Genomic DNA, 11,593 nt, shown 5'->3' on the forward strand with positions numbered 1-11,593 from the left:
CTATGGATCGGCTTGCGTGCTGGGGCCGAAATAACCCTGAATGAGGATGTGACATGTTCGGCCTAGAGGCGCTTGATCTCGCCCGAATCCAGTTTGCCTTCACCATTTCCTTCCACATCGTCTTTCCGGCCATCACCATTGGTTTGGCCAGCTACCTGGCGGTGCTCGAAGGTCTTTGGTTGAAGACCAGCAATACCCTGTACCGTGATCTCTATCATTTCTGGTCGAAGATCTTCGCGGTCAACTTCGGCATGGGCGTGGTCTCCGGCCTGGTCATGGCCTATCAGTTCGGCACCAACTGGAGTGCCTTCTCCGACTTTGCCGGGGCGGTCACCGGGCCGCTGCTGACCTACGAGGTGCTCACCGCGTTCTTCCTCGAAGCGGGGTTCCTCGGCGTCATGCTGTTCGGCTGGAACCGCGTCGGGCCTGGCCTGCACTTCTTCTCCACGGTGATGGTGGCCATCGGCACGCTGATCTCGACCTTCTGGATTCTCGCCTCCAACAGCTGGATGCACACGCCGCAGGGTTACGAGATCATCGATGGCCGGGTGATTCCGGTGGACTGGTTCGCCGTGGTGTTCAACCCGTCGTTCCCTTATCGCCTTGCGCATATGGCGACCGCCGCGTTCCTTGCCACCGCCTTCTTCGTCGGCGCTTCGGCGGCCTGGCACCTGCTGCGCGGGCGTGACAACCCGGCTATCCGCAAGATGCTCTCGATGGCGCTGTGGATGGCTCTGCTGGTGGCGCCGATACAGGCTTTCATCGGTGACCTGCATGGCCTCAACACCCTCAAGTACCAGCCGGCGAAGATCGCCGCCATTGAAGGACACTGGGAAAATGTCGGTGACGAGCCGACCCCGCTCATCCTCTTCGGCTGGCCGGATATGGAACGTGAGGAAACCCGTTTCAAGGTGGAAATCCCCGCGCTCGGTAGCCTGATCCTGACCCACAGCCTGGATAAACAGGTGCCGGCCCTGAAGGACTTCCCGCCGGAAGACCGCGCCAATTCCACCATCGTCTTTTGGACCTTCCGCATCATGGTCGCCATGGGCCTGATGATGATCCTCACCGGCCTGTGGGGCACCTGGCTGCGCCGCGGCGAGCGGCTGTATACCTGCCGGCCATTCCTGCATCTGGCGGTGTGGATGGGCCCGAGCGGGATCATCGCCATCCTCGCCGGCTGGTACACCACCGAGATCGGCCGCCAACCCTGGATCATCCATGGCCTGATGCGTACCGCCGATGCTTCGTCAGGGCATAGCGCGGCGCAGTTGGGCTTTACCCTGGCTCTGTTCGTGGTGGTCTATTTCGTGCTGTTCGGTGCGGGCATCGGCTACATGCTGCGCCTGGTGCGCAAGGGGCCGAAGATCGACGAGGGCAAGGAAACGTCCGAAGGTGGGCCCGGTCAGCCGCGTACGCCAGCGCGTCCGCTGTCGGCGGCCGAAGAAGGCCTGGAAGATGGTGAAACCGACACCTTGCCGGAGAGGAGCTGAACATGGGTATCGACCTTCCGCTGATCTGGGCGGTGATCATCGCCTTTGGCGTAATGATGTACGTGGTGATGGATGGCTTCGATCTGGGTATCGGCATCCTCTTTCCCTTCGTCCGTGACGACGGCGAGCGCGACGTGATGATGAACACCGTCGCACCGGTCTGGGACGGCAACGAGACCTGGCTGGTACTCGGCGGTGCCGGCCTGTTCGGCGCCTTCCCGCTGGCCTATGCGGTGGTACTCGACGCGCTTTATCTGCCGCTGATCCTGATGTTGCTGGGGCTGATCTTCCGTGGTGTGGCCTTCGAGTTTCGCTTCAAGGCCAAGGCCGCCAAGCGCCATCTGTGGGATAAGGCCTTCATCGGCGGCTCGCTGACTGCCACCTTCTTCCAGGGCGTGGCACTGGGCGCCTATATCGACGGTTTCGAGGTGGTCAATCGCAGTTTCGCCGGTGGAGCGTTCGACTGGCTGACGCCATTCTCGGTGTTCTGCGGCCTGGCGCTGATCGCTGCCTATGCGTTGCTCGGCTGCACCTGGCTGATCATGAAAACCGAAGGTCGCTTGCAACAGCAGATGCATGATCTGGGGCGCCCGCTGGTATTCGTGGTGCTGGCCGTGACTGGTATCGTCAGTCTGTGGACGCCGTTCGAGCATCCGGCGATTGCCGAGCGCTGGTTCAGCCTGCCCAACCTGTTCTGGTTCATGCCGGTGCCAGTGCTGGTGCTGCTGTGCACCTGGGCGCTGCTGCGGGCCGTGGCCAGCAACGCCAACTACTCGCCATTCTTGCTCACCCTGGCGCTGATCTTCCTCGGCTACAGCGGCCTGGGCATCAGCCTGTGGCCGAACGTGATTCCGCCGTCGATCAGTATCTGGGAGGCCTCCGCACCGCCGCAGAGCCAGGGCTTCATGCTGGTGGGCGCGTTGTTCATCATTCCCTTCATTCTCATGTACACCGCCTGGAGCTATTACGTGTTTAGAGGCAAGGTGACGGTGGATGACGGCTATCACTGAGAACCTGTCCAAAGCCTGCTGCGCGTCGGCCCTGCGGCGTTAAAAGCAGGCTCGGCCTGCTCATGTACCACTTGTACAGTCGAACGCGACTCCGACCGGTCCTCGCCTGCTTTGACCAGCCGGAGGCTGTTACTCACGTTGCGCCTTGCATGGCTCTAGCTCGCGAGGCTTTGAATCAGGTTCTTAGGAGACGGCCATGACCGAAACCGAAGAGAAGAAACCGCTGTGGCAGCGTCTGGGTTGGCTGGTGCTGATCTGGGCCTGCAGCGTCACCGCGCTGGGCATCGTGGCCTGGCTGTTGCGCCAGTTCATGAGCGCGGCGGGGTTGGGGACGCCGGGCTGAGCCCGGCGATCCAGCCAACGTCCATTCGGCCAATAGGGTCGAGTGGATATATTTGAAAATCATTTGCGCTTGTAATATTTTCTCGGGTTTTCCCGGCACCGAGAACCCTTCGTGTCCCTGCCTGTCGATCCACTGCCTCCTGAAGAACTGTTCCGGCGCCATTCCCCGGAGCTGCTGCGCTTCTTCACCCGGCAGACACGCTGCAGTGAACTCGCCGCCGATCTGCGCCAGGAAACCTGGCTGCGCTTGCAGGGGCGTCGTACCGAGGAGATCGGTAACGTACGCGCCTTTCTCTACCGCATCGCTCGCAACCTGCTCATCGACCACCATCGCCAACAGCAGACTCGTCCGCAGTCGGCACCGCTCGACGAAGCGCTGGAAAGCGAACTCCCCGACCCCGAACGCGCCATCGAGGACAGTCGCCGTCTGGCTCGTCTGCAGCTCCTGATGCATGAATTGCCCGAACACCTGCGCCAGGCGCTGTTGTGGAATCGCCTGGACGGCCTGACCCAGCGTGAGATCGGCGAGCGCCTGGGCGTCTCGGAAAGCATGGCCGGACGCTATATCCTCAAGGCCCTCGAATATTGCCAGGAACGCATGGATGACCACTGAGGCTGATCTGGGTAGCCAGGCCCGGGAGTGGCTGGTGCTGCTGAATTCCGGGCGGGCCAGTGCCGCTGATCACGCGGCGATGGAGCGCTGGCGCCGGACCAGTGCTGAGCATGCCAAGGCGCTGGCGGAAGCGGAAAACCTGTGGGCGCTGCTCGGCCAAGTCGAGCGGCCCGCTGCCATCGTGCAGGCCATGCACAGACGCAAGCGGCGCTGGCCGCTGCCACTGGCTAGTGCGGCCAGCCTGCTGCTGGCGCTGTGGTTGACCCCGCCGGGCTGGCATGCCGATGTACGTACTCAGGCCGGAGAAATCCGCGAGATAACGTTCGAGGATGGCTCGCGGCTGCAGCTCAATGGCGCCACCGCTCTTGACTGGAACGCCGATGCAGACGGTCAGCGCCGAGTGCGTCTGTATCGCGGCCAGGTCGATTTCCAGGTAGCGGCCGATGCTGTCCACCCCTTCGTGATCGAGGCCGGTGAGGCGCGCATTCGCGTCACCGGGACTCGGTTCGACGTCAACCTGCTGGGGGATCAGGTGTTGCTGGCGGTCAGCGAAGGGCATGTGCAGGTCAGTGACAGCGAGGGTACCGAGCGAGCCGTGCAGGCTGGCGAGCAGATCGCCTGGCGTGGTGGTCGTCTGCAATCACTGCAGCCACTGGATGCCGCGCGGGCTTTGGCCTGGCAACGGGGGCGGCTGGTATTCCGTGATCGCCCGTTGCCCGAAGTGTTCGAGGAGCTGCAGCGCCAGCAGGCACAGCAGGTGCTGTTTCTCGATGCAGCGGCGCGTGAGCTGAAGGTCACCGGCGTATTCGCTCTGGATGATCCACAGGCCTTACTGCGCGCCATCGAGACCGCTCTGCCGGTCAAGCTGACCCACTTGCCGGGCGTGCTGCTGGTGTCGTCCGACGGCTGATCTTCCAATCTGACAACTGCCGGACGTGCACCACGCCCCGGATTGCATCCGGGCTACGACTGGGTGATGCCGCGAATCTTTTTTCGAAATATTTGCTGCTCCGGTTCAGGAATGCGAATTACCTTCGTCTTCTGTTTCTGCAAATGCGACTTTTTCGCATGAATAGCCAGCAGAGCACAGGACATCCGCATGCGTTCGATTCCCTTCCTTCCGACATTGATCGCGCTTTCCCTCGGTCTCGCTGCCGCGCAGGTGCAGGCCGTCGAGCTCGACATCCCGGCCCAGCCTCTGGATTCGGCGCTCACCGATTTTGCCGGGCAGGCTGGCATCCGCCTGCTCTACGACGCCAGCCTGACTCGCGGGGTCAGTGGTCGCCAGGCACTCAAGGGGGATTATTCCGTCGGCGAAGGGCTGCAGCAGTTGCTGCAGGGCAGCGGCCTGACTTTCAGTATCGGCGCCGACGGCACCGTCACGCTGATCCCGCGTCCTGATAACAGCGATGTGCTGGAGCTGGGCGCTACCACCGTCAGCGGTCAGCTCGATGGTCGCCGCGACCTGCCGGCCAGCTATGCCGGCGGCCAGGTGTCGCGTGGCGCGAACATCGGCCTGCTGGGCAACCAGGACATGCAGGACGTGCCCTTCGCTTTTTCCAGCTACACCTCCGAGCTGATCGAAACGCGCCAGGCGCAGACCCTGGCCGACGTGCTGGCCAGCGATCCGGGTGTGCGCCAGTCCTACGGCTTCGGTAACTTTTCGCAGGTCTTCGTCGTTCGCGGCTTCCAGTTGTACAGCGACGACATCGCCTTCAACGGTCTGTACGGGATATTGCCGCGGCAGATCATTTCCACCGAGTCGGTGGAGCGCGTCGAGGTGTTCAAGGGCGCCAACGCCTTCATCAACGGCGTGGCGCCTGGCGGCAGTGGCGTCGGCGGGGCGATCAACGTGGTCTCCAAACGCGCCGAAGACACCCCGACTCGCAGCTTCACTCTGGACTACGCCAACGCCAGCCGCGTGGGCGGGCATCTCGATCTGGGGCGCCGGTTCGGCGAGGACAACCGCTTCGGTGTACGGGTCAACCTGGCGCAGCGTGAAGGCGAGACGGCCGTCTACGACGAGCATTCGCGTTTCAGCCTGGCCACCGTTGCTCTGGATTATCGCGGCGAGCGCCTGCGCCTGGCTGCAGATCTTGGCTACCAGAAGCAGCGCGTCAACGAGGGGCGTTCAGTTGTCTACCTGACCACTACTGGTGTGACCTCAACCCTGAATGGCAAGGTGCCTCGGGCACCTGACTCCACGCATAACTACGCGCAGCCCTGGAGCTGGTCGCAGCTGGAAGACAGCTATGGCATGTTCAGCGCCGAGTACGATCTGTCGCCGTCCTGGACCGCCTACCTGATTGGCGGCGGCAAGTACACGCGGGAGAACGGCGTGTACGCCTCCAACTACGTCTATGGTGCCGATGGCGCGGCCCGCATCGGCCGCCTGTATTCGCCGCTCGATCAGGAAACCCTGAGCCTGGCCACCGGCCTGCGTGGCGAACTGCAGACCGGCCCGGTCAGCCACAAGGTCAATCTGGCGGCCAACGGTATCTGGCAGGAAAAGCGCAACGCCTTCGAGTCCACCGCCGCTGGTAGCCGTGGCAATGGTAACTTGTATGAAGCGCTGCCGATTGCAGAGCCTCCCGCCACTAGCGTCTCCGGTGATCTGCATGACCCGGATACCACCGCCAAGGTGCAGAACAAGAGCCTGGCTGTCTCCGATACCCTGGGTTTTGTCGATGATCGTGTGCTGCTGACGCTTGGTTTGCGCCGTCAGAATATCGTTGCCGACACTTGGGCTGCTGCCACAGGGATTCGTGCACCTGGTTATGACAAGAGCATCACCACGCCCGCCTATGGTCTGGTGATCAAACCCACCGAGTATCTCTCGCTCTATGCCAACCGCGTGGAGTCGCTGCAGCAGGGGCCAACCGCGCCCAACGCCGCCAACAACCGCGGGACGATGTTCGCCCCATACCGCTCCAAGCAGACCGAGGTGGGGGTGAAGCTCGACTGGGGTCGCTTCGGGGGCAACCTGAGCGTTTTCCGTATCGAGCAGCCGCAAGGTGTGCTCGACGGCAACGGCAACTACGGCGTGGATGCCGAGCAGCGTAACCGCGGTATCGAGCTGAGCCTGTTCGGCGAGCCACTCCGCGGGTTGCGCCTGTTGGGCGGGGCGACCTGGACCGAAGCCGAGCTGCGTGGCACGGCCGGTGGGATCAACGATGGCAACCAGGCCGTCGGGGTGCCCGAATTCCAGTTCAACCTCGGCGCCGACTGGGATGTGCCGGGCGTGCCGGGGCTGAGCCTCAATGGCCTGCTGTTGCGCACCGGTGGTCAGTATGTCGATACCGCCAATGACTACAGCATACCGGCCTGGACCCGCGTCGATCTGGGCGCACGCTACAAGACCCGTCTGGACCAGCGCGCCGTGACCTTCAACGCGATAGTGGAGAACGTCGCCGACGAGAACTACTGGGCCTCGGCCAATGGTGGCTATCTGACCCAGGGCGCGCCCCGTACCTTCAAGGTCTCGGCCACGGTCGATTTCTGATCGGGAGCGGGACGGCGTCTGGCTTTTGCTTGCCGGTCGGCGGTTGATCCCGGCGCGTGCTTGTTCCCATACTGGTCTCCTTTCGTCGCCAGCCAAGGAGGACCGATGTTCGCCCTCAGCGATACCCTGCAGCGCCGCTTCGCCGCGCTGAAATCCACCGCTGATTTCTGGTCGCTGCGCCATGTGCGCGAGAGTCGGGAGTCCTACTGGGTACGCCGGCGTGTGGCGCAGGCGCCGTCCTTGGTCGACGATGCCGGCGCGATGCTCACCGTGCGTATCGCCGGTGTCGAAGCCTATGCGGCCACCAGCGATCTCAGTCAGGCCGGCTTGCAGGCCGCGCTGGAACGCGCCGAGCTGATGGCCCGTGCCCTGGTCGGGCATAACCTGCTGGATCTCGCCAGCCTGTCGTACCCGACTGAGCAAAGCGACGATGTGATGCCGGGTTACGAGCAGCAGCTGGCGGGCGCCGCCCACTGGTTCGAGCTGCTGATGGCGGAGGCGGCACTGATTCCACGGGATGCGCGTCTGGTCGACAGTCATGTCGGGCTGACCTTCACCTGCCATGAGCAGATCTACCTCAACAGCGCTGGTGCCTGCCTACGCCGTGCCCAGCGCTATGTGTTTCCGCAGGTAGGCGTCACCGCTAGCGACGAGCATGACAGCCAGAGCCGCAGTTTCGGCGGAACGCATCTGGCGCGCCAGGGCGGTGCCGAGGTGCTGCAGCAGTTGGGCGTGATCGGCAGCGCCGCGCGTATCGCCGACGAGGCGTTGCAGCTGCTGCTGGCACCCAATACCCCGAACGGTTCGCGTGACCTTTTGCTGATGCCGGACCAGATGATCCTGCAGATCCACGAGTCTATCGGTCATCCGCTGGAGCTGGACCGCATCCTCGGTGATGAGCGCAACTTCGCCGGTACCAGTTTCATTCGCCAGGAAGATTTCGGCCATTACCCATACGGCTCATCGCTGCTCAACGTGACCTTCGATCCAGGCGTGCCAGGCGAGCTGGCCAGCTATAGCCATGATGACGACGGCAGCCCGGCGCAGCGCGAATACCTGATCCGCGATGGCATCCTCCAGCGTCCGCTCGGCGGCGCGCTGTCGCAATGGCGCAGCGGCCTGCCGGGTGTGGCCAACAGCCGCGCCTGCAGTTGGAACCGGCCGCCCATCGACCGCATGGCCAATCTCAATCTGGAGCCGGGTGACAAGACCCAGGCCGAGCTGATCGGCGGCATCGAACGCGGCATCCTGATGAGCAACAACCGCTCCTGGTCGATCGACGATGCGCGCAACAAATTCCAGTTCGGCTGTGAATGGGGCCAGTTGATCGAGAACGGCGAACTCAAGGGCGTGGTGAAGAACCCCAACTACCGCGGCATCAGCTCGCGGTTCTGGCGCAACCTGCGCGCGGTGGGCGATGTCAGCACTTTCGAGGTGATGGGTACACCCTATTGCGGCAAGGGCGAGCCCAACCAGGTGATTCGCGTGGGGCACGCTTCACCGGCCTGCGTCTTCGCCGATATCGACGTTTTTGGAGGGGCTGCCTGATGGACGCACGTCAGCATTTCAGTGCGTTGCTGGAGCACCTGCAGGCGCAAGTCGTGGGCGAGGAGGGTTTCACCCTGGCCTACGGCGCCGAGGTGTCCAGCTTTATCCGTTTCAACCATGGCCAGGTGCGCCAGGCCGGCGATGTGCAGCAGGTCTACGTCACCCTGTCGCTGTACCAGGGCCAGCGCCATGCCGAAAGTAAACTGGCGCTCAGTGGCGTGCTCGACGAGGATTTGCCGCGCCTGCAGCAGATAGTGCAGCGCCTGCGTGGCCTGCTGCCAACCTTGAGTGACGACCCTTATCTGCGCGTGAACCGTGAGGCCTGGCGCAGCGAGCTGGCGGGCGAAGCGGCGCGGCTGGATAGCGCGGCCATGGCACAGCAGATCGTTGCGGCGGCCACGAGCCTGGATCTGGTCGGCTTTCTGGCCGTCGGACCGCAGTACCAGGGCTTTGCCAGTTCCTGGGGCGCCTTCGGCTGGTATGCCGCAAGCAGTTTCAATTTCGAGTTCAGCCTCTTTCACGACAACGGTCAGGCGGTGAAAAGCACCTATGCCGGCGAGCGATGGGACGCCCAGGCGTTCGCTCGCAAGCTGGAGCGTGCACGACAGCAACTGGCGTTTCTCGGGCGCCCGGCCAAGGTGCTGCAGCCAGGGGCCTATCGCGCCTATCTGGCGCCGGCTGCGCTGGAAGAGCTGATCAGCCTGTGTTGCTGGGGCTTCGGTGCGCAGGCGCTGGCGTCGGGTGGCAGCCCGTTGCAGCGTCTGTTTAACGGCAAGGCCGAGCTCAGCCCGTTGGTGACAATGGAAGAGCGTATCGAGGGTGGCCTGGCGCCGGCCTTCACCGCCGAAGGACCACGCCGGCCGTTGCGCCTGATCAGCCAGGGGCGACTTGGTGAACGCCTGGTCAGCTCGCGCAGTGCCGCAGAATATGGACTGATCGCCAATGGTGCATGCAGTGGCGAATATCCGCTGTCCTTGCACATGCGAGGCGGTGAGTTGGACGAGCCCGACGTGCTGCAACGGCTCGGCACCGGGCTCTACATCGGCAACCTGTGGTACGGCAATTTCTCCGACCTGCCCGCGGCACGCCTGACCGGCATGACCCGCTTCGCCACCTTCTGGGTCGAGAATGGGCAGATCCAGGCACCACTCAACACCATGCGTTTCGACGACTCGCTGTTCGACTTCCTCGGCCCGCAACTGGAGGCCTTGACCCGCGAACCTGAGCTGCTGCTGCCAGGCGGCACCTACGGCGCTAGGCAGACGGGCTCGATGGCCTTGCCGGGCGCGTTGCTGTCGCGGTTTACCCTGACGTTATGATGCTCATTTGAGTATGTGGGCGCGCAGCACGCGCTCCTCTCGCATGATGTGGATGATGAAAACCGTTGTGTCTGTATAGCGGTAGAAAATTCGGCAGGGTGGGACGACGATTTCGCGGTACACCGAGTGTGGAAGCTCATCCGGAACACGGCCCGACAGGGGGAAATCCACTAACCGTGAGACTGTTTCAACGACTCTTCTGACCAGTGCTCGCGCGGCATCCGGTTTGTCGAGGGCGATGTATTGCGCGAGATCGTCGAGCTGCTCGAGGGCGGTGTTCGTCCAGACTATTTCAGCCATTTGCTCAGCCTTTCCTTGGCCTGCTCATGGTTCAGGGTGTTGCCCTCGATTACGGCACGTTCTCCGCGAGCCAGAGCATCCAGAAGGGCAAGACGCTTCTGCATGAACTGGTAGTCATCGACATCCACCAGATAAGCCGAAGGCATCCCATGTTCGGTGATCAGTACAGGTTCTTTGGACTCGTGAAGGTCGGCCAGAATCTTGGTGGCCTGTCGCTTCAGGTTGGTGACCAACTCGACTTTCATGGACGGTGCCCGCTGCGCAGATGAAAGTGCCACTTTAGTGATACTTTTCGGCCGTTACAATCAACGGGTCACTTTCTCGCCTTGAGCACCACGAATTTCGGATTGGCTGCCACCTGCTCGACGCCACGGAACAGGCGCGCCAGCTTGGCGTGGTAGCCCAGGTGGCGGTTGCCGACGATCCACAGTTCACCACCGGTGACCAGCGCCGCGCGGGCCTGCTGGAACATGCGCCAGGCTAGGAGGTCGCCGACCACCTGCTGCTGGTGGAAGGGCGGGTTGCACAGCACCATATCCAGCGAGTCGGCGGGCTGTTCGGCCAGGCCGTCGCCAGCACGGATCGTTACAGGTCGATCACCGAGGGCCGCCCGCCAGTTTTCCTGCGCCGATTGCACGGCCATATACGACTCGTCCACCAGCGTCAGTTCTGCCTGCGGGCTGCCCAGGGCGTAGGCGATACCGAGCACGCCGTTACCACAACCGAGATCGGCGACGCGCACGCGGCCGAGGTGGCGCGGCAGATGCGGAAGAAAGGCGCGGGTGCCGATATCCAGGCCGTCGCGGCAGAACACATTGGCGTGGTTGACCAGCTCCAGCGCTGGTTTGTCCAGGCGATAGCGGGTCGGGTAGGGCGAGTGCGGCGCCGCCTTGGTTTCAGGCGTGGCGACCAGCAGGCGGGCTTTCTTCACCGCCAGCGAGGCTTGCACCGGGCCGATGTATTGCTCCAGCAGATCACCGGCGGCGCGCGGCAGGTGCTTGATCATCGCCCCTGCTACCACGCGGGCATTCGGCGCCAACTGGCCGTGCAGGCGAATCAGTTGCTCCTCCAGCAGCGCCAGGGTCTTGGGCACACGGATCAGTATCCAGTCGAACGGTCCTTGCGGCGTTTCGCAGCTCGGCAGAAAGGTCACCGTATCGCCATTAAGTCCGTTGCTGGCGAGGTTCTTCTGCAAGGCGAGAAAGCCCAGGTGCGAGTCACCGCTGCTGGTCACCTGGCAGCGTCCGGCCAGCGAGCAGGCGAGGGCGCCGAAGCTGTCGTTGAGCAGCAGCACCCGGCTGCTTGGTGCGATGCCATGCTCATGAAGATGATGGAGCAGGTATTCGTCGGCGGCGTCGAAGGCTTGGAGCGGCTCGTTCGCCTGGTGCGGCTGACGCTGCAGTTCGAGGCTGGCGAAGGGAGTTTCGAGAGTAGGCATGCAAACCTTCGGTGTTTGTTGCTGGCCG

The 11,593-nt window shown here is 63.2% G+C and carries 11 protein-coding genes; 8 read left to right on the forward strand and 3 right to left on the reverse strand.

Annotated features, from left to right (window positions below):
* Positions 1-53 precede the first annotated feature (53 nt).
* The 8 genes from BLS08_RS17365 to BLS08_RS17400 all read left to right on the forward strand — a co-directional run bounded on the left by BLS08_RS17365 (position 54) and on the right by BLS08_RS17400 (position 9,827).
* Positions 54-1,493 (forward strand): cytochrome ubiquinol oxidase subunit I, encoded by a 1,440-nt coding sequence (locus BLS08_RS17365; protein ID WP_017678789.1) that lies wholly within the window; start codon positions 54-56, stop codon positions 1,491-1,493.
* Between the two features lie 2 nt (positions 1,494-1,495).
* Positions 1,496-2,503: a cytochrome d ubiquinol oxidase subunit II gene (cydB, locus tag BLS08_RS17370; RefSeq protein ID WP_017678790.1), complete on the forward strand. Its 1,008-nt coding sequence runs from the start codon at positions 1,496-1,498 to the stop codon at positions 2,501-2,503.
* 196 nt (positions 2,504-2,699) lie between these two features.
* A complete protein-coding gene (locus BLS08_RS17375) occupies positions 2,700-2,846 on the forward strand; it encodes a DUF2474 domain-containing protein (protein WP_004425073.1) in 147 nt (48 codons plus the stop codon).
* 111 nt (positions 2,847-2,957) lie between these two features.
* On the forward strand, positions 2,958-3,458 hold the full coding sequence (locus tag BLS08_RS17380; protein WP_017678791.1) for an RNA polymerase sigma factor: 501 nt from the start codon (positions 2,958-2,960) through the stop codon (positions 3,456-3,458).
* On the forward strand, positions 3,448-4,368 hold the full coding sequence (locus BLS08_RS17385) for a FecR family protein (protein WP_017678792.1): 921 nt from the start codon (positions 3,448-3,450) through the stop codon (positions 4,366-4,368). The genes BLS08_RS17380 and BLS08_RS17385 overlap by 11 nt, the downstream gene beginning before the upstream one ends.
* A gap of 189 nt (positions 4,369-4,557) precedes the next feature.
* A complete protein-coding gene (locus BLS08_RS17390; RefSeq protein WP_017678794.1) occupies positions 4,558-6,960 on the forward strand; it encodes a TonB-dependent receptor in 2,403 nt (800 codons plus the stop codon).
* Between the two features lie 105 nt (positions 6,961-7,065).
* The gene (locus tag BLS08_RS17395; RefSeq protein WP_055984141.1) at positions 7,066-8,508 is read left to right on the forward strand and encodes a TldD/PmbA family protein; all 1,443 of its coding nucleotides are present in this window, start codon (positions 7,066-7,068) and stop codon (positions 8,506-8,508) included.
* Complete coding sequence (locus tag BLS08_RS17400; RefSeq protein ID WP_055984139.1) at positions 8,508-9,827, forward strand: TldD/PmbA family protein; 1,320 nt, start codon at positions 8,508-8,510, stop codon at positions 9,825-9,827. The genes BLS08_RS17395 and BLS08_RS17400 overlap by 1 nt, the downstream gene beginning before the upstream one ends.
* A gap of 3 nt (positions 9,828-9,830) precedes the next feature.
* Here BLS08_RS17400 and BLS08_RS17405 read toward each other — a convergent pair whose 3' ends face one another.
* The 3 genes from BLS08_RS17405 to BLS08_RS17415 form a co-directional block, all read right to left on the reverse strand.
* Positions 9,831-10,127, reverse strand: coding sequence for a type II toxin-antitoxin system RelE/ParE family toxin (locus tag BLS08_RS17405; RefSeq protein WP_055984136.1), 297 nt, complete (start codon positions 10,125-10,127; stop codon positions 9,831-9,833).
* Positions 10,115-10,372: a type II toxin-antitoxin system Phd/YefM family antitoxin gene (locus tag BLS08_RS17410; protein WP_021487971.1), complete on the reverse strand. Its 258-nt coding sequence runs from the start codon at positions 10,370-10,372 to the stop codon at positions 10,115-10,117. Before BLS08_RS17410 ends, BLS08_RS17405 begins: the two co-directional genes overlap by 13 nt.
* 68 nt (positions 10,373-10,440) lie before the next feature.
* Positions 10,441-11,565 carry a methyltransferase gene (locus tag BLS08_RS17415; protein ID WP_055984133.1) on the reverse strand — a complete coding sequence of 375 codons (1,125 nt, stop codon included), beginning with the start codon at positions 11,563-11,565 and terminating at the stop codon, positions 10,441-10,443.
* Between the last annotated feature and the right edge of the window lie 28 nt (positions 11,566-11,593).

Source organism: Ectopseudomonas chengduensis, from assembly GCF_900102635.1.
GTDB classification, from domain to species: domain Bacteria; phylum Pseudomonadota; class Gammaproteobacteria; order Pseudomonadales; family Pseudomonadaceae; genus Aquipseudomonas; species Aquipseudomonas chengduensis.

Bases quoted from the DNA above. Each gene is read 5' to 3' on its own strand.
- BLS08_RS17365 (WP_017678789.1), top strand. From the start codon at position 54: ATGTTCGGCCTAGAGGCGCTTGATCTCGCCCGAATCCAGTTTGCCTTC.
- cydB (WP_017678790.1), top strand. From the start codon at position 1,496: ATGGGTATCGACCTTCCGCTGATCTGGGCGGTGATCATCGCCTTTGGC.
- BLS08_RS17375 (WP_004425073.1), top strand. From the start codon at position 2,700: ATGACCGAAACCGAAGAGAAGAAACCGCTGTGGCAGCGTCTGGGTTGG.
- BLS08_RS17385 (WP_017678792.1), top strand. From the start codon at position 3,448: ATGACCACTGAGGCTGATCTGGGTAGCCAGGCCCGGGAGTGGCTGGTG.
- BLS08_RS17390 (WP_017678794.1), top strand. From the start codon at position 4,558: ATGCGTTCGATTCCCTTCCTTCCGACATTGATCGCGCTTTCCCTCGGT.
- BLS08_RS17395 (WP_055984141.1), top strand. From the start codon at position 7,066: ATGTTCGCCCTCAGCGATACCCTGCAGCGCCGCTTCGCCGCGCTGAAA.
- BLS08_RS17400 (WP_055984139.1), top strand. From the start codon at position 8,508: ATGGACGCACGTCAGCATTTCAGTGCGTTGCTGGAGCACCTGCAGGCG.
- BLS08_RS17405 (WP_055984136.1), bottom strand. From the start codon at position 10,127: ATGGCTGAAATAGTCTGGACGAACACCGCCCTCGAGCAGCTCGACGAT.
- BLS08_RS17410 (WP_021487971.1), bottom strand. From the start codon at position 10,372: ATGAAAGTCGAGTTGGTCACCAACCTGAAGCGACAGGCCACCAAGATT.
- BLS08_RS17415 (WP_055984133.1), bottom strand. From the start codon at position 11,565: ATGCCTACTCTCGAAACTCCCTTCGCCAGCCTCGAACTGCAGCGTCAG.